Origin of the sequence: Paenibacillus psychroresistens (genome assembly GCF_009728935.1) — a bacterium.
Lineage (GTDB): Bacteria > Bacillota > Bacilli > Paenibacillales > NBRC-103111 > Paenibacillus_AC > Paenibacillus_AC psychroresistens.
This window is the reverse complement of the sequence record NZ_CP034235.1, coordinates 5529558-5549620: the sequence shown is the minus strand read 5'-3', so window position 1 is coordinate 5549620 and position 20063 is coordinate 5529558. Positions and strand designations below refer to the sequence as shown.

Annotated in this window: 10 protein-coding genes; 5 read left to right on the top strand and 5 right to left on the bottom strand. The window is 40.1% G+C overall.

Features of this window, described 5'->3' with window-relative positions:
- Positions 1-226 precede the first annotated feature (226 nt).
- Positions 227-1006: a CAP domain-containing protein gene (locus EHS13_RS25355; RefSeq protein WP_155703055.1), complete on the top strand. Its 780-nt coding sequence runs from the start codon at positions 227-229 to the stop codon at positions 1004-1006.
- Between the two features lie 105 nt (positions 1007-1111).
- Positions 1112-5044 (top strand): S-layer homology domain-containing protein, encoded by a 3933-nt coding sequence (locus tag EHS13_RS25350; protein WP_155703054.1) that lies wholly within the window; start codon positions 1112-1114, stop codon positions 5042-5044.
- 71 nt (positions 5045-5115) lie between these two features.
- Here EHS13_RS25350 and EHS13_RS25345 read toward each other — a convergent pair whose 3' ends face one another.
- Positions 5116-6507 (bottom strand): sensor histidine kinase, encoded by a 1392-nt coding sequence (locus EHS13_RS25345; protein WP_155703053.1) that lies wholly within the window; start codon positions 6505-6507, stop codon positions 5116-5118.
- A complete protein-coding gene (locus EHS13_RS25340; protein WP_155703052.1) occupies positions 6491-7192 on the bottom strand; it encodes a response regulator transcription factor in 702 nt (233 codons plus the stop codon). Before EHS13_RS25340 ends, EHS13_RS25345 begins: the two co-directional genes overlap by 17 nt.
- Positions 7193-7641: 449 nt before the next feature.
- Between EHS13_RS25340 and EHS13_RS25335 the strand changes: the two genes are divergently transcribed.
- The 3 genes from EHS13_RS25335 (at position 7642) to EHS13_RS25325 (ending at position 17576) form a co-directional block, all read left to right on the top strand.
- A complete protein-coding gene (locus EHS13_RS25335) occupies positions 7642-13050 on the top strand; it encodes an Ig-like domain-containing protein (RefSeq protein WP_155703051.1) in 5409 nt (1802 codons plus the stop codon).
- 529 nt (positions 13051-13579) lie between these two features.
- A complete protein-coding gene (locus tag EHS13_RS25330) occupies positions 13580-16960 on the top strand; it encodes an S-layer homology domain-containing protein (protein WP_155703050.1) in 3381 nt (1126 codons plus the stop codon).
- Between the two features lie 262 nt (positions 16961-17222).
- On the top strand, positions 17223-17576 hold the full coding sequence (locus EHS13_RS25325; protein WP_155703049.1) for a hypothetical protein: 354 nt from the start codon (positions 17223-17225) through the stop codon (positions 17574-17576).
- Here EHS13_RS25325 and tnpC read toward each other — a convergent pair.
- The 3 genes from tnpC to tnpA form a co-directional block, all read right to left on the bottom strand.
- Positions 17526-19109: an IS66 family transposase gene (gene tnpC / locus EHS13_RS25320; RefSeq protein WP_155703026.1), complete on the bottom strand. Its 1584-nt coding sequence runs from the start codon at positions 19107-19109 to the stop codon at positions 17526-17528. The two genes, EHS13_RS25325 and tnpC, sit on opposite strands and share 51 nt — an antisense overlap.
- A 77-nt stretch (positions 19110-19186) precedes the next feature.
- Positions 19187-19540, bottom strand: a complete 354-nt coding sequence (gene tnpB, locus EHS13_RS25315; protein WP_155698875.1) for an IS66 family insertion sequence element accessory protein TnpB — start codon at positions 19538-19540, stop codon at positions 19187-19189.
- Entirely contained in the window at positions 19534-19860 is a 327-nt protein-coding gene (tnpA, locus tag EHS13_RS25310) for an IS66 family insertion sequence element accessory protein TnpA (protein WP_155698876.1), read from the bottom strand. The genes tnpB and tnpA overlap by 7 nt, the downstream gene beginning before the upstream one ends.
- Positions 19861-20063 lie beyond the last annotated feature (203 nt).

The window sequence follows — 20063 nt, the reverse complement described above, 5'->3', positions numbered from 1 at the left end:
TAAGCAGAAAAACAGTCTAATAGCATACTACTCCAATAATCTAAGCGGCCATATGCTGAAAATCATCGTATCACTGCAGAATTAGACGTCATAGTGCTGTATGTACGGGAGATTACCCTCCAAATTTTCAAAATTAACATTTAAATGTTAATTAGCTACTCATAAGCATAGCAAATGGGATAAGTGAGCATAGTAAGATTATCCCAACATGAAGTGAGTGTAGCGAATGAAACTTAGCATAAAGCTTAAATGGAAGAAAACAGTTTGGATTAGTTTATTATGTGGAGCGTTGCTTACTTTACCTATATCAACAGTATGGGGTGTTGGCAAAGGCTCAGTGGGAGCGGATGTTTTCGCAGTGCAAGGGATGCTGGCATCTTTAGGCGACTTCAATGGAACGATAACGGGGCAATATGGAACCCTAACAACCACAGCTGTGCAAAATTTTCAAAGGCGATATGGGTTGCCTGTTACCGGTACGGTGGACGATAAAACATTGCAATCTATTCTCTGGGCTTATAGCCAATTAAAAATCACAATGAAATCGACACCAATTCCACCTGTCAATCGTACACCGTCACAACCATTTAAACCTGCTCCATCAACATATCCAATTACGGGGCTGACAGCTGAAGAAGAACAGATGATTCAAATGGTTAATCAAGCTAGGGCTCAAGCGGGGCTGAAGGCCTTAATCGTAGATTCGGCGCTGACCCAGACGGCAAGACTGAAAAGTCAGGACATGATAAACTTGAATTATTTTGAGCATCAGTCACCGACGTATGGATCACCCTTTGATATGATGAACCAGTTTGGCATTACATTTCAATCAGCTGGTGAGAACATTGCCTGTAACCAAACAGTTGCTGCAGCCCATCAAGCTTTAATGAACTCGCAGGGACATCGTGAAAACATCCTCAATTCGAGCTTTACTCATATTGGGATTGGCATAATTAACGGTGGGAAATGTGGACAGATGTATACCCAGCAATTTGTCGGTAGATAAAGCATAAATCTCTAAAATGAAGGCCCTTGAAAAAGGGTCTTTTTATTTATTCCCTCTTAATGCTTAATAGTGTAAAATAGAGAAAGGAAAAATTAGGGGGACCATATGACAAAAAATGCCTTTTCTCGCGCAGCTATAATTCTACTAAGTGTATGGATGTTATTTTCTTCAGTTCAAGTAGCTAATGGTGGGATTGTAGCCATCACCGATATCAATACACATTGGGCCAAAAAAGTAATCAACAGCTGGATTGAAAAAGGATTTACCAACGGCTACAACGATAATACATTTAGACCTGATAAAACAATTACTAGAGCTGAATTTATAGTATTAATTAATAGATCCTTTGGCTTTTCAGAAAAAGCGGATATTACATTTACGGATGCAAAAGATAAGGATTGGTACTATGCAGATGTAGCAAAAGCTGTTAAGGCTGGATACATAACAGGATGCTCGGAAACCGCAATGTGTCCGAATAAGGAGATCACCCGAAGAGAAGCGGCAGTCATGATAAGCAGATTACTTCGTCTAGGGGATACTGTGGCTGGAGATAGCTCGATGTTCGAGGATTCATATGAATTTGCGGATTGGGGCTATGATGAAATTGGTATTGCAGCTACAACACTAATCATGACAGGCTATCTGGATGCAGCTTCTGGAAGTACGTCCTTTAAAGCCAATAATAAAATTAAAAGAGCGGAAGCGATAGTTTCGCTTGATAGAGCACTAACTTACAAAAATAACAACTTTAATTTGGCTGGACTTTATGGTCCGACTACAGGCGTGAAAACAATTGAAGGCGATGTAACGATTAAGGTTTCAGGTGTCGTTCTGCAGAATATGGTTATTAACGGTAACCTCGTTATCAGCGATCAAGTGGCTGAAGGGGATGCAACACTGAAGAATGTAATTATTAAAAAGTCAGCCATCATCAATGGGGGCGGAGTCAATAGTATTCATTTGGAGAATACGACTATTGATTCGCTGGTAGTCAATAAACCAACAGGGGCGGTGCGAGTTGTTGCGGAAGGAACGACGAGAATAACCAATACAACGGTTCAGTCCACGGCAACTTTGGAAGAAGCAATTGGCATAAAATCATCAGGTTTTCAAACGGTTACTATGAGTGGATCAGAATCCGGCGCAGCATCAGCAGTTACGTTAAGCGGAGCCTTTGATAAAATAAACCTAAATGGTCAAAGTATCCAGATGACCATTCCTATCGGTAGTGTTCAAACGATGGTTGTAAGTGAAGAAGCGGTAAGCAATTCCTTGAATATAAGTGCGGGTGTTACACTCAATGCATTAGTTTTAAATACTCAGATGACTTTTACAGGGCAGGGAACGATTCAAAATGCCACCCTTAGTGATAGTGCTATAGACTCGCCATTTGAAAAGCAGCCTTCAATAAGAAAGAATGCTAATGGTGCCATTATACTTCCAGCAGCTCCTCCAGTTTTCACAAGCGTTGTTGCAGTGAATTCAGGAAATAACGTTGGACTAGGAGTAAACGACTCCATTGTCATTACGTTCGATCAGAATACGAATAAACCGACCATAACTGCAGCTAATTTAATTACTTGGTTCACCATAAACAGTGGACATAGCTTTGGATCAAATTTACTGAATACAGACATCTCTTGGAATGCGACAGGTAATATCCTAACCATATACTTAAGTAATGTTACGGGGACAACCTTTGTTGTAGGTGACACAGTTCGAGTTCTAGCTGCAGCTAACTTAAAGAATAGTACAGGTTCAACTGTAGCGAGTGTTGCAATTAGTGCTCCAAGTACAGGGTCTTTCACTTCAGCTCCGGTTATCTCAAGTGTGGTTGCAAATAATACAGGTAATAATGATGGATTAGGAGTAGGCGATTCCGTTGTGATAACCTTCGATCAGAACACGAACCGTCCGCCCATTAAAGCAGCTACCTTGAATGCAATGTTAGTTCTGAATAATGGTCATAGCTTTGGAAATTTATTAGATCGAGATATTTATTGGAACTCAACTGGTAATATTCTAACGATAACTTTTAGCAATATAACAGCTACAACGTTCACGCAAGGGGACACCGTAACAGTCACAGCAAATGCCACCATTAGCAGTCAAGGCGGGAATGTTTTTTCAAATTCAACAAGCGGTGTAAGCACGGGCTCGTTTACCAGCTATCTAGAGATCAAAAGTATAGTTGCAGCTAATGTAGGAGTAGGACGTAATGTTGGTTTGAGTGTTGGTGACACAGTTGCAATTACATTTAGTACAGCTACTAGTCATCCGCCAGTGATAACAGCGGCTAATTTTAAAACTTGGTTTGCGAATTTGAATGGGCACAGCTGGGGCACTAACTTAACGGATAATAATATTAAATGGACCAATAGTCAGGTGCTGACAATTACCTTTAGTGATGTAACAGGAGCGACCATTGTTCCAGGTGATATTATATTCATATCTGAAAGTGCCAATATTCGAGACGTTGCCTTGAAGTATAAATTGAATCATATGGTTTCTCAACCTATGACAGGAAGCTTCAGCGATGCTCCTGCCATTAGCAGTATAGTTGCATCTAATTCCGGTAATAATGCAGGATTGGGAATTGGCGACTCTGTAATAATAAGCTTTAATCAACCTACCAATAAACCTTATCTTGCGGGCAGTATTATTAATTCTTTACTCGTATTAAGCGGTGGACATAGCTTCGGTACAGCGCTTGTCGATAGCAATATTTACTGGAATACAGCTGGAGACGTGCTAACCATTAATTTTAATAACATTACAAATGTAACATTTGCAGTTGGTGATACCATTACACTAACAAAAGCGGCGAATATAAAGGATGCCCTTCTAACATCACAAGAAGCTGTTACAATGAGTTCCAAGAGCACCGGCTCCTTCAGCCCATTACCTGCTACACCTTCTGTGGTAAGCGTTGTTGCCTCTAACACAGGAAATGCAACGGGCTTAAACAAAGGGGATAACATTACTATAACGTTTAATCAAAGTACGAATGGACCCACGATTACTGATTTGAAAAAATGGTTTATTGTGAATAGTGGAGCTGATTTTGGAACGGGTAGTTCTACAAGCTGGAATAGTTCTAAAAATGCCTTAACTATCACTTTCAATACACCTCCTGATGATTTGGCAAAATATATCAAGATAGGCGATATATTTCAAGTATCAGCAGAAGCTAATATTAAGGATGATAAGGGACTTTCACTTGCTTATACTGGGTTTACAACAGCATTGACAGGAAGCTTCTCCTCAGCACCTACAATTAAAACTGTAATGGCAAAAGATTATGGAAATGTTGGGTTGAGTTATGGTGACTGGCTAGAGATTACCTTCAGTGAAGCTACGAATAGACCATTGATTACTCCTCAAAACTTAAAGGATTGGTTAGTTATCAGTAATAATCATAGTTTTGGATCTGGTTTAACTGAATATGATATAACTTGGGATACGACTAATACAATTTTGAGCATTACCTTTAACGATATTACAGATTCCAGCATACAAGTTGGGGATACTATACATTTTACTTCCTCTGCAAAAATTATGGATTCAAAAGGGGAGGTAAATGTCAGCGAGGCAATAAGCTTACCGATTTCGGGGACCTTTACTTCTCCTCCTAAAATTATTGATTTTCTAGTGAGTTCTAATACGCCTGATGATAATTTTGGTGCTGGTGATACCATCACTATTGTATTTGACCAACTTACGAATAAACCGATAGTTACAGCTAATTTATTAAATAGGTGGTTTAGTCTTAAAAACTCTAGTAGTGACTTAATACCTAAATTTCCTGAATCCTTTATTCGTAGTATTAGCTGGTCAACAATGGAAGGACAACAAGATTGTTTGAATATTGTTTTAAGCGATGACATTGGTTCTTCCAATACATCAATTGTAAATGGTGATACCTATATTGATTTCAATACCAAAAATCCTATAATCATAAAAGATGATAAAAATTCGATTCAGGGATCACCAAAATCTGCTGATGAGCAAATCAGTATTCTTAACGGAAGTTATTAATTCACTAATCTACAAGTTAACAATAAAAACCGCTTGGACAGAATTAATGATCTGTCCAAGCGGTTTTTATGCTAATATCCGTTTTTATACAGCTGAACCGTAACAATCGTACCTTCACCAAGTGTGCTATGAATCACTATTGTTCCACCATGTAAGCGGACAATATTCTGTGCTATCGGCAGGCCAAGCCCGACACCGCCGGTTTTGCGGTTTCTTGCTTTATCTACGCGGTAGAAACGTTCGAATATGGCTTCCAGCTCATCCTCCGGTATGCCCACTCCGCAATCAACGATACTCACAGAAACAGCCAAAGGCTCGTCCTGTAGTTTAATTTGAATGCCGATATCACTGTACTTAATCGCATTATCGATGAGGATGATGAAGAGCTGTCTAATTTTTTCAGGTGAACCAGTCAGATATATGTCCAGAGGTGCTAACACTTGCGGATAAAGCACTTCGATCTCTCTGGAGAAGGCCACCTGCAACGATTGAGCGACAGAATCGATTAATTTAGTCAGATTAAAGTCAATCCAATCCAGCTTTTCATCTGTAGGTGTTCTCACAACTAAATCGAGTAATGCGGCTGTCATCCCTTTTAAGCGAATGGCTTCAGAGTGGATAGTATCGATAGCTTCTTCACGCAGCTTCGGGTCGTCGCCACCCCATCTACGCAGCAGATCAGAGTAGCTTTCAATAATAGTTAAAGGTGTTCTAAGCTCATGAGAAGCATCGAGTACAAATTGATTCTGTCGGAGAGAATGAGCTTCTAACCGTGCAATCATCTCATTAAAGATAAAAACCAATTGAATCAATTCATTATTCTTAGGATCACCCGCTTGCGGCAAACGGCGAAAGTCACCATCTTTCTGAACCCCTTGCATAGCAATTGCTAATTGATGAAGTGGTTTGAAGAGAGAAGTGGAATAGAAAAAGCTGCCTCCGACGACAGAAACAATAAGAATTCCGAACGATGTCCAGAGCAGGATGGTTAAAAGAGCTTTTTGCGAATCTGTATAGCTAGTGAGGTTCCGCCCAATTTCTAAAGATGCAATTTGAAGATTAGATGTTTTCGGATCAAGGGAATAAATCGGCATTTGCACAAAAGCCATAGCTATACCTTGACTACGGAATAGTGTAGTATTTTGTTCTGTTGTGAAGTGAGCTGGAATGTCAATTAAGCGAGTATCTGTTCCTGATTGAGCTTTGACGCTTTTTTCTAGATCTATAATTCGGATAATGTCTTCAGATATAAAATATTCAGTTAATAAGGTAGGTGAGCTCCAAAGCTGTGGATTATGTATATCAGGGTTTTTAAGAACTAGATTAGCTCTGCGAATTAAATGCAGCACTTCGTTTTTCTCAACAGAATGAATGAACACATAATATGCAATCGTATTAAAAATTAATAAAACCAGCAGCAGCCAAAGCGAGGTTATGGCTAATAATCTAACTTTTAGGCTCATATTCAACTTCCTTCAAACAATACCCTACACCTCTAGTTGTATGAATAAGGGGGTGTAGCGGATCCTGATCTATTTTCATCCGGAGGTGACGAATGAATACATCCACTACGTTGGTATCTCCTACATATTCATGCCCCCAAACCTCATGCATGATTTGTTCGCGGGTCAATACTCTTCCTTGATTCCGAATGAAATAATGAAGCAGCTCAAATTCCTTGAAGGTTAAATCTATTTTACGATTATTACGCTGAACCTTCCTAGTTTTTAAATCAATCGACAAATCAGCGATTTGCAGACTAGTGGAGTGCTCAACTTCACGGTGAAACATCCGCAGCAGGTTGCGAACACGTGCCAATAATTCTTCAATAGCAAAAGGTTTCGTTATGTAGTCATTAGCTCCCAAATCCAAGCCGCTAACTCGTTCGGGAACACTATCTCTTGCGCTCAATAGCATAATGGGAGTTTGAGTAATCGTTTGACGAATACGTCGGAGTACTTCAAGTCCATTTAATTCGGGAAGCATGACATCCAGGATGATTAGGTCCCAAGGCTGAGCCAATGCCATAAGTAGGCCTTTTCTACCTGTTTCTGCGATTTGAACCGTATATTTCTCATGAGTTAGCTCTAGCTGCAAGACTCTTGCAATTTTATCTTCATCTTCGACGAGAAGAATCTCAATACTCATAAACTACCTACTTTCCGTCTTATGTACCCTAAGTATAATAGAAAAGACCTATATTGATCTACAAATTAATTAGTTAACCAAAAGTTAATCTTAAATTAATTGTAATTTCATCCAATTCCTAAGTAAATAGTTGGGATTATTTATATAATATAGACAACATACGCTATTTTTCAACAAAAGATAGAAAAGTATGAGGTGATTCGACAGATTATTCGCAAAGCTTGGGATACAATATGACAATACTTTACAAAATGTATCTATTTTTGTGACTTTGGTTACAGAATAATTACTAGGGATAAAGTACTGTTTATTTATCTACGGCTTAGCTCTATTGTTCTACAAACATAATGTCGAATTAGAACTTTTAGTAGATTGCTATTTTAGGAGAGGGGATATACAGGCTAGCTTTAAAAGAGACTTACAAAACATAATTTTCAGGAGGAATAACATTGAAGAACAAATCATTTAAAAAGCTTGTTTCATCATTATTGATTGCAGTTATGCTATTCTCATCATTTGGTGTAGTTTTTGGTGCTACAGCATCGACGGACGTTAAGGGACATTGGGCTGAAAGCCAAATTTCCGCTTGGATCGATAAAGGACTAATTAAAGGCTATGAAGATGGAAGCTTCAAACCAGATAATAGTATCACTAGAGCAGAATTTATTGCTTTGATTAACCGCTCATTCGGATTCACCGAAGCGGCTGCAATTTCATTCAGTGATATTGCTGCAAGTAACTGGGCTTATGCTGAAGTTGCTAAAGCCGTTAAAGCAGGATACATAACGGGCTATGCAGATGGCACAATCGGTGCTAGCAAGCCAATCAGCAGACAAGAAGTAGCGGTGATCGTTGATCGCCTACTAGGACTTTCTGATAAAGAAAGTGCAGCTACTTCTTTTACAGATTCCAGCACCATAGCATTATGGGCTAAGGGATCGGTAGACGCAGCAGTAGCCAAAGGAATTCTAAAAGGCTATGCAGAAGACAACAGCTTCAAGCCAAGCAAATCCATCACTCGAGCAGAAGCTGTTGTTACATTAGATCGTGCTGTTGCGGCTAAAACTACTTCATTCAATGTGGCAGGAGCATTTGGACCAGCAACAGGTACTGAAACAATTAATGGCGATGTAGCTATTAATGTGGCAGGAGTTACTCTACAGAACACAATCATTACAGGAAAGCTATTATTCGCTGCTGGAATTGGCGAAGGAGATGCATTCTTGAATAATGTTACTGTTCTGGGCGAAACCACTGTACAAGGCGGGGGCGTTAACAGTATCCATTTTAAAGATTCAAAGCTTCTCACTATCATCATTAATAAGCCAACAGGAACAGTACGTATCGTAGCAGAAGGTACGACTACTGTTGATCAAGTTAATGTTTCTTCGCCAGTGACTATTCAAGAAACGGATACAACGGGTAAAGGCTTTGGAAATATTATATTAAATCAAAATCTTCCAAAAGGATCTGATGTAACATTAAAAGGTTCTTTTGATAATGTAACGGTTCTTGGAGATGGAGCAAAGCTTGATCTTCCAGAAGGAACAACTATTACAAAATTTAAAACAGATGAAGATGTTACCGTAACGGGTAAAGGTACGATTACAACTGCAGAACTAGGTAAAGATTCAAAAACAACTTTTGAAACTAAGCCAACGACTACAACGGTTGGGACAGCAACAGCTACTCCTACACCGGCTCCGACGGCTTCGCCTTCTCCATCACCGGTTCCTACTTCACCTCCAAGTAGTGGTGATACAACTGAGCCAACAGCATCCGTTACTTCTTATACCTATGAAGCAGGTGTAAATGTACCGAATGCACAGAGTACTGAAATAGGAACGATTTACCTAGTTCTTGATTCAGCTGATATTACTTCAGTATCTGCGGCTGAGTCTGCAGTAACAGGTGGAACAGCAGCAAAAGCAACAGTTTCAGCTGCAAATGCTGATACTTCAATTGCTACAACAGGGCTAGGATTAGGAGAATATAAAGTAGTGGCTGTTGATGCTGCTGGTAATTTTTCAGTTGAATCTAATGGAACTATAACGCTTGTTGATACAACAGCACCGGCTACTCCTATTATTACTTCGGTTGCTGGATTAACACCAACATCTGGTAAATCCAATGACAATACACCTAATGTAATTATTGGTAACCTTGAGATAGGCGTTACAGCATATGTTTATGATGGATCCACATCAGTTGGAACTGGAGTTGCAACTGGGACTTCGTTGACAATAACAACAAGTTCATTGTCTGATGGAGTTCATATCATTACAGTAAAAGTTAAAGACGCTTCTAATAACTTGAGTTCAGCTTCTGGAGCTTTTACTTATACTTTAGATACTATTGTTCCAACAGTATTATTGACTTCACCAGCTATAAGTCCAATTAATGCTGCATTTACAGTAACAGCAACATTTAGTGAAGCTGTAACAGGATTTGATGCAGGAGATATTCTTGTGACAAATGCGGCAAAAGGAACTTTTACAGCAGTCAGCCCAACCGAATATACACTTGTTGTAAATCCAAGTTCTAATGGACCTGTGACGGTTAATGTTGCTGGAGCGACTGCACAAGATTTAGCTGGCAATAATAACACAGCTGCAACACAGTTGAGTGTAACTTATGATGGGACTCGTCCTACAGTTACACTTACATCGAACGCTTCAAATCCTACTGGTGGAACATTCACAGTAACAGCAACATTTAGTGAACCTGTTACAGGATTTGATATAAATGATGTTTCGGTAACCAATGGAACTTATGCAAATTTCGCTGGAAGCTCATCCGTTTATACTTTTGATGTAACCCCAGGGATTACAGGTAGTGTAAATATAAATGTTGCTGGTTTAGTAGCAATAGATTCGGCGAGTAATGGTAATACAGCGGCATCTCAATTGAGTGTGAATTATGATTCATCAATTTTGAGTGTTGCTCTATCGAAGACAGTTGGAAATGCAACATATGAGCCATTTACAGTAACGGCAACATTTAGCCAACCAGTTTACGGTTTTGATGAATCAGGTTTTGGTGTTGATAATGGATCAACATCCGATTTTCAAGTTTTAACAGATTCTAAATATACTGTACTGATAACTCCTGCTTCAGAGGGCAATGTGACTGTTTCCATTGACGATTCAGTTGCTCAAAGTATTGCTTCAGATTTTTGGAATTTAGCAGCAATTGATTTGCAAGTGGAGTATGATACGACGGTGCCAACAGTTGCACTAACAACAGGAACAACAAGTCCGACAAATGCAGCCACGTTTATAGTAACCGCAACCTTTAGTGAAGCCGTAACAGGATTTACAGCCACGGATATTATGGTGTCTAACGGAACAAAGGGAACGTTTACTCCAACAAGTGGAACAGTATATACCTTAGTGATAACACCAAGTGGTGATGGAGCTGTAACAGCGGATGTGACAGGTTCAGTTGCGCAAGATGCTGCAGGGAACGATAATACAGCAGCCTCCCAATTGAGTATAATTTCGGATAAAACAGCACCAACTGTAGCACTAACAACTGGAACAACAAGTCCAACAAACGCAGCCACGTTTATAGTAACCGCAACCTTTAGTGAAGCCGTAACAGGATTTACAGCCACGGATATTACGGTGTCTAACGGAACAAAGGGAACGTTTACTCCAACAAGTGGAACAGTATATAGCTTAGTGATAACACCAAGTGGTGATGGAGCAGTAACAGCGGATGTGACAGGTTCAGTTGCGCAAGATGCTGTAGGGAACGATAATACAGCAGCCTCCCAATTGAGTATAATTTCGGATAAAACAGCACCAACTGTAGCACTAACAACAGGAACAACAAGTCCAACAAATGCAGCCACGTTTATAGTAACCGCAACCTTTAGTGAAGCTGTAACAGGATTTACAGCCACGGATATTACGGTGTCTAACGGAACAAAGGGAACGTTTACTCCAACAAGTGGAACAGTATATACCTTAGTGATAACACCAAGTGGTGACGGAGCTGTAACAGCAGATGTGACAGGTTCAGTTGCGCAAGATGCTGCAGGGAACGATAATACGGCAGCCTCCCAATTGAGTATAATTTCGGATAAAACAGTACCAACTGTAGTACTAACAACAGGAACAACAAGTCCGACAAATGCAGCCACGTTTATAGTAACCGCAACCTTTAGTGAAGCCGTAACAGGATTTACAGCCACGGATATTATGGTGTCTAACGGAACAAAGGGAACGTTTACTCCAACAAGTGGAACAGTATATACCTTAGTGATAACACCAAGTGGTGATGGAGCTGTAACAGCGGATGTGACAGGTTCAGTTGCGCAAGATGCTGCAGGGAACGATAATACAGCAGCCTCCCAATTGAGTATAATTTCGGATAAAACAGCACCAACTGTAGCACTAACAACTGGAACAACAAGTCCAACAAACGCAGCCACGTTTATAGTAACCGCAACCTTTAGTGAAGCCGTAACAGGATTTACAGCCACGGATATTACGGTGTCTAACGGAACAAAGGGAACGTTTACTCCAACAAGTGGAACAGTATATAGCTTAGTGATAACACCAAGTGGTGATGGAGCAGTAACAGCGGATGTGACAGGTTCAGTTGCGCAAGATGCTGTAGGGAACGATAATACAGCAGCCTCCCAATTGAGTATAATTTCGGATAAAACAGCACCAACTGTAGCACTAACAACAGGAACAACAAGTCCAACAAATGCAACCACGTTTATAGTAACCGCAACCTTTAGTGAAGCTGTAACAGGATTTACAGCCACGGATATTACGGTGTCTAACGGAACAAAGGGAACGTTTACTCCAACAAGTGGAACAGTATATACCTTAGTGATAACACCAAGTGGTGACGGAGCTGTAACAGCAGATGTGACAGGTTCAGTTGCGCAAGATGCTGCAGGGAACGATAATACGGCAGCCTCCCAATTGAGTATAATTTCGGATAAAACAGTACCAACTGTAGTACTAACAACAGGAACAACAAGTCCGACAAACGCAGCCACGTTTATAGTAACCGCAACCTTTAGTGAAGCCGTAACAGGATTTACAGCCACGGATATTATGGTGTCTAACGGAACAAAGGGAACGTTTACTCCAACAAGTGGAACAGTATATACCTTAGTGATAACACCAAGTGGTGATGGAGCTGTAACAGCGGATGTGACAGGTTCAGTTGCGCAAGATGCTGCAGGGAACGATAATACAGCAGCCTCCCAATTGAGTATAATTTCGGATAAAACAGTACCAACTGTAGTACTAACAACAGGAACAACAAGTCCGACAAACGCAGCCACGTTTATAGTAACCGCAACCTTTAGTGAAGCCGTAACAGGATTTACAGCCACGGATATTACGGTGTCTAACGGAACAAAGGGAACGTTTACTCCAACAAGTGGAACAGTATATAGCTTAGTGATAACACCTAGTGGTGATGGAGCTGTAACAGCAGATGTGACAGGTTCAGTTGCGCAAGATGCTGCAGGGAACGATAACACGGCAGCCTCCCAATTGAGTATAATTTCGGATAAAACAGCACCTACAGTAGCTTCAGCAGTCTTCAGTGATGCAGTAACTTTAGTGATAACTTTCAGCGAGGAAGTTGTAGCTAGTCTTTCAGACTTCACCAACGGAACTATAGTTAATGGTGGTTCTGGTGATGCAACAAGTTATAATATCTCAGCAGTCGCAGGTTCAGGAACAAACATTATCACCTTAACTATTGCAGGTAATACTCCCATTCAATCAGATGATTCTTCAACTGTAGATATTGGTAATACAGTTTTAGATACAGCTGGAAATTCAATAACAGCAGTTGTTGGACAGGCAGTAACTGGATTTTAATAAAATTTTAGAAGAAATACATTTGAAGAAAATAATAATTTCCGAAAAATGGTCAAGATCTAAATTAATAGTCAGTTAAACAAGGGTTATATAATAAGCTGGTTCCTGTATCCCGCAGGGATCAGCTTGTTTATTTTGAGTCGAACGAGTTCTTTTTTGTAAAGATATAGTCGTAAAATGCCTATTACTTAGTAGGATAAGAGTGTATTTGATATTACTAATAAAGCAGGTATTTAGCCTTTTATTAACTAGATACAGTAGAACCTAGATCATATCCGTATAGAAAATAAAGCTGCAAATCTTGGCTTAGACATTATAATGAAGATGGTTATGTTAATATAAACTGTCATTTCTCTATTGAATAAACCAACCAATGTTCCTATAAACGGAATTATTGGTTTTTTGTATCTAAAGTGTTTTTTAATCTATCTAATTAATAAAATTGTCGAAGTTTGTCATTTCTCCGTCATTGATTAGGTGTATAATAGTTTTGAGTAATTAAATAAAGAAACCATCAGGAGGAAGAAACATGAAGAACAAATCAGTAAAGAAATCGGTAGTATTCTTAGTTATGTTATGTCTAATATTTTCATCATTTGGTACGGTATTTGGTGATGCAACATCGGCAAATGCCAAATCTGATATCAAAGGCCATTGGGCAGAAGCTCAAATTGCTACATGGATCGACAAAGGATTCATTAAAGGCTACGAAGGCGGCAGCTTTAAGCCGAACAACTCTATTTCTAGAGCTGAATTTATGGCTTTGATCAATCGGTCTTTTGGATTTACGGAAAAAGACGCAACTGTATCGTTCAGTGACGTCGCTTCAACCAATTGGGCTTATGTTGAAGCAGCAATTGCTGTAAAAGCTGGCTACATTGAAGGTTATGCAGATGGCACTATTGGGGCAAGTAAGTTAATAAGCAGACAAGAGGTTGCTGTAATCGTAGATCGCTTACTGGGACTTACGAAAGCTGAAAGCCCGCAAGCTTCTTTTACAGATTCCGCTTCAATCGCCTCTTGGGCAAAATTTGCAGTGGATGCAGCTGCAGCAAAGGAAATTCTCAAAGGCTATGCGCAAGATAATAGCTTTAAGCCAACTAAGTCAATTACTCGCGCTGAAGCGGTTGTTACCTTGGATCGTGCGATTGCAGCGAAAGCAACTGTTTACAATACAGCTGGAACAAAAGGCCCTACAACTGGAATAGAGACGATTAATGGGAATGTAGTGATTGAGGTTCCAGGTGTTATTCTGCAGAATTTAGTGATTAACGGGGATCTATTATTTGCTGCAGGAATTGGGAGTGGGGATGCAACACTTAACAATGTAACGGTAAAAGGTCAAACAAGGGTAGAAGGTGGGGGCGAGAATTCGATCCATATAAACAACTCAATTATTCTAACTATTATAGTAGATAAGAAGAATGGAACGGTTCGTATTGTTGCAGAAGGATCAACGACTGTTGGAGAAGTAACTGTACAATCGCCAACTACGATTCAAGAAACAGGTACAACGGGAACAGGGTTTAGCAAAATTGTTCTTTCCGAGCTACTGCCAGCAGATTCAACCGTAACGTTAAAAGGAACTTTTGATAGCTTAGATATTAAAAGTGATCAAATTGAGGTTAATATACCTGAAGGCAGTGTAGCAGAAGTTACAGCTGAAACAACATCAACAGGCTTGAAGCTTAATTTAGGAGCGGAAGCAAAGATTATCAATTTGATTCTGAATGCAGTAGCAAAAATACTGGGAACAGGTACGATTGATAAGGTAACAGTTAGCTTAAAGGCTAAGGATGGTACTACCTTTGAAAAACCTGCAACTGTAACCATTTATGAAGGTGAAGGCACAGCTAAACCAACACCAACATCAACACCAACACCAACAACGGTACCAACTCCTACAACCACGCCAACGAGTCCACCAATTGATCCTGAGATAATATTAATAAGTGCTATTTCCGTTACAAGTGAGGGAGATTTAACCCAAGTTGCCAATGGTCAAGCTTTACAATTAAGTGCAGCTGTCACACCTGCCAATGCAACCAATAAAACTGTCACTTGGTCGGTAGTAAGTGGTCCAGGAACAATAGATACAAGTGGTGTGTTAACTGCTACGGGCATTGGAACCATAACTGTAAAAGCTGTTGCTCAAGATGGTTCCTTAATTGAAGGATCTAAAGTAATAACAGCCATTGTGGCGCCAGCAGCAATAGCAGCAGCTTTATTAGCGATAAACACTGCCCAAAAAGATGCGATGAAAACTACTCTCGAAACAAACGCAGAAGTATTAGGATTAACATTTAATGCAGATTATTTTAACGTAGATTTTATTGCTAAGAGCAGACAAATCTCAGTAACCAACTATGTATATGATTCAAAAGCAGTTACGAATGGTTCGTATGCCACATCTGGGCAAATTCAAGTTGCCATAAATAATGGGATTGCCTACGAAAAAGCAAAATTAGCGTTATCAACGAAATTCAATTCCGGTTCAGCAACAATTGGAGATTTAGGATCTATACAAACTGCATACCTGGATCATGGTAAATACAGAGGATATGTAAATGATGATGATTCAGTAAAAGATACCGCAGAGGCTATATTCAAAACTTCATTCGGTACTATAACTAGCTTTCTATTAGCTAATTCTGCTATTCAGAATACTGTATTGGCTATAGTGAACACGTCAACGCATAGTGTTGCAATCAATCCGTATAAGATTAACGATGTATTTGCAGCGATCAGTTCTGAAATGATCACGGCAAATGCAAAGGCAGCAGCGTTAACAGCAATAAATACTTCTTTAAAAGAAAACATGAAAACAACTTTGGAAGTAAATGCAGAAGTATTGGGATTAACCTTTAAGGCAGATTACTTTGACGCAGACTTTATTGCTAAGAGCAGACAAACCTCAGTAACCAATTATGTGTATGATTCAAAAGCTGTGTCGAACGGGTCGTATGCAACATCAGTTCAAATTCAAGATGCAATAGATCATGGGATTGATTACGAAAAAACAAAATTGGCTCTTTCAACAATATTCGATTCCGGTTCAGCAACAAGCGAAGATATTGAAACTATTCAAGCAGCATACCTGGAACATGGTGAATATAGAGGATATGTAAATGAAGATGGATCAGTGAAAGAAACTGCAGATTCTATATTCAAAACCTCATATGGCACTATTACTAAATTTCTTTTAGCTAGCCATGATATACAAGTTTATGTTCTTTATGTAGTCAATGGGTCAACAAATGATAGTTATGCAATCAATCCTTATAAGATAAACGATGTATTCGCAAGAATAAATATTGAATTGACTACAAGCGTGCTTACAGCAATAAATGATGCAGCAAATTCAGTAGAAAATATGAAAGCAGCAATTGCAGCTAATTCAGCATTGCTTAACCTACCAACTGCATTAACAGATGATTATATGGATACTGATTTCATAGCAAGAAACAGACAAAATTCTGTTGCTCAGTATTTAATAGACTGGAGAATATTTGCAGCGACAGGACAGACCTATTCAACTGAAACGCAAATTGTAGATACATTTGTTAATGCAGTTGGCTTTGAAACAGCTAAACTGACATTTTCAACTAAAGCAAAAGCAGGTAGTTTAGATGTGGCTGCCTTGGTAGGTATGAAAGCAGCTTATAGTGCGAGTGGAATTTATTTTAATGAATATAATCTATTAGGAGAATTTATTAACTTTGGAGTTTACGATACTACATTCAAGACAGCGATTGAGGCATTAATTGGAGCTATAGCTCGCCCTGAAGTATTGGATTTCATAAATGAAAAATACAATCTAGACGGTGCAGATGAAGCTGAACCAGGTGACCCAAATCCTTATAAGATAAATACTATTTTTTCGGATATTGCAGGATATTTTGTACCATAATTAACACTTTTGATAATTAGACATAGTAGAAGCTTAGCCTTTAATACGGGCTAAGCTTTTTCTATTATCTTGAAATTGATAATGATTCTTATGGAATATAATGCTTAAATTAAACATATAGCTCAATACTACTACTTTCCCTCACAAATTTTTCCTCCAATGAATCTCTAGCTAATGTAACCCCTTCATCTTGTTCAGATATGCGTAATGTTGGTTAAAATGCAGGTCATTTAATCAAGCTTTATCTACTGCTGATTTTCAATTGACTGCTAGAGGACAAGCTTTAGTTATACAGATTACGGCTATCCATACACTTTACTGGGATGAAGATGGAGTTTCTGCGATTGATCTCGTTCTCGGGACAATTGTAACCTCAACTAATTTCTACACCCTTTCTTTAACAGCGAGTGGCGCTAATAAAATAACCTTACCAGCAGCGACAAAATCCGCAATAGCTAACTATAGTACTTTTGGTCCTTCTGATGTGATAGAGCTGCTGAGTTTAATTGGGTCTATAGGTAAGCGTAAAACAGCCCCCACCTTGCACAAGTACAAAGGACGGGGACTAAGTGGTTTTCTTATTGAATACACGACAGGTCAGAGGCAAAGTCTGTGACCAGGGCAATAGCATATCTAAAGCTTTCGTGTCTTTTGGGTCTTCTAAATTGGGGAGTTTCTCAAATAGATAAGTCAGGTAGATCATTGGATTTAATCCATTCTCTTTAGCCGTTTCGATCATACTATAGATCATGGCACTTGCCTTTGCACCGCGAGGCGTATTGCTGAACATCCAGTTTTTTCGACCGATGACAAAGGGCTTAATCGAGCGTTCGCTTCGGTTGTTATCGATCTCTAAGCGACCGTCATTCATGAAAGTCTCGAGCTTCTCCCATTGGTTTTGGCAATAAATAATTGCCTCCCCGAGTTTACTCTTGGGTAAAACGCGAGATCGCTGTGTACGAAGCCATGCTGAAAAAGCATCCAGAATCGGGCGACTACGCGCCATTCGAATGGTTGTACGCTCTTCAGGTGTAGAATCCTTAATCTCTCGCTCAATAGCGAAGAGACGGTTGCAGAAATCTAAACCTTCACTGGCAGTTACAGGAGTGGATCGTTTAGGATCCGGTAATGCCTGCAGGGCCTCATCAAATTTGCGACGGGCGTGAGCCCAGCAACCGACTAAGGTCACATTCATTATCTTGTGGTATCCCGAGTAACCGTCAACATGCAGGTAACCTTTGAAACCCGTTAAAAACTTGCGCGGGTGTTCCCCTGCTCGTGTTGGCTGGTACTCATAGATAATGATAGGCGGACCTTCGCGCCCGGTACGATAAAGCCAAAGATAAGACTGGCTCTCTGCAGATCGACCTGGTTCTCGCAGCACCTGCAAGGTCGTCTCATCTGCATGTAGAATGTCCTTTTGAAGCAGATGCTCGTGCATGCGTTCAACCAGCAATCGCAACCAAGTATCTGCACCATGGATCATCCAATTGGCTAACGTCTGACGGGACAAGGCTACGCCAAGTCGTGCAAACTGCTGCTCCTGACGGTAAAGGGGCATGCTTTCTACATATTTTTGGCTCATGATGTAAGCCATCATCGAGGAAGAGACTAGGCTTCCCGGATAAACCGGACGTGGCATCGGTGCTGTAACCACAGGTGTCGTGGTCGCCTCGACCTCACAGCGACGGCAAGCATAAACGAAACGCACATGCTTCACGAGCTTAATTTCAGCAGGAATAAGCTTCAGTTCTTGGCGCGTTTCAGTGCTCATTTCATGCAAGTTTCCACCGCAGCATGAACAAGTTTGTTCTTCTTCGGACAAGCGGTACTCGATCGTCTCTACAGGTAAATTCTCAACCATGGCCTCTCGTTGTCCGCTTTGTTTCTTGCGGCTGTAGGTAACGGATTCCAACGTTGGTTCTTCTGCAGCGGGATTGGCATCCGACTCGGCTTCGTTAAAGAGATCCAATTGATCCGGATGCGTTCGTTCACTTGATGCACCGAATTGTTTCTTCTGGCTGAGACGGAATTGCTCCTCGAACCAAGCCAGCTTCGCAGACAGTTCGGCGTTTTGTTTGGCCAGTTTTATATTTTGTTGTTGTAACTCTTCTATTGTAGGGTGGGACGTATCCGTTGTGGTTTCCATATCTAACTTTTTCGACCTAGCTCACCGTTTTCCTTTCAACAATTTTGTCAAAATCTCGAACTTCCTGTTCCTTGAAGTTAGATCACGGTGCGTTCGGTAACGGAAGGATGCGCTTGCTGTTGCTCAAGTGAAAGTCCATCCAAAAGCCAGCGCAATTCACGGTAACCGACGACTAAAGGAGTTGTATTCGAAGAAGGCCAACGAAATGTACCGCGTTCCAGCCGACGATAATAGAGCCAAAAGCCATTGTGATCCCAATGCAAAATTTTGAGTTTGTCTCGATTGCGATTACAGAATACGAAGAGGCTGGATGAGAAGGGATCCAACTCAAAGCCTTCTTTAACCAGCACGGTGAGTCCATCAATCGATTTGCGCAGATCTGTATTGCCGCAAGCGAGGTAAACACGTTCGATGCTCGAAGCATTTAGCATGAAGTTAATGTGCGTACAAGGTCACGAAGTAGATTGGCGTTAAAGTCTGCTGGAACCTCAATACTTGCAGAGCCAACTCGAACAACGAGGTTGCCCGTTATATCTACTTTTTGTTTGTTGCTAGCGAGAGTAACCGGCAGCCATTGCGTGGAAGAAGATGAGGAGCTTGGACGTACGGAAATATTCATTTTCTTGAGCCAGTACTTCAATTGATGCATACTTTGCGTATGCGTTTTGCACCATGCTGACATTGTAAGTCCACTGGATTTAAAGTCTGCTATTCTTGTTATCCAATCCTGAGTTCGTTGATTGCTATCCATAAGAGAACCTCCTTCATTAAATCTGAGGAAGATTATCTCATAGAAAAATTCATATTTTTAGGTGGGGAGTATTTTACGCTTACGTCTATAGTACCAATGGGTCGTTTAATTTAATAAGTCGTAGGTTGGATAAGCGCTAGAAAACGTATTAATACGTTTTTAATGATGCTTTTTTGCGTATTGTTAACAGCTGATAATTAATT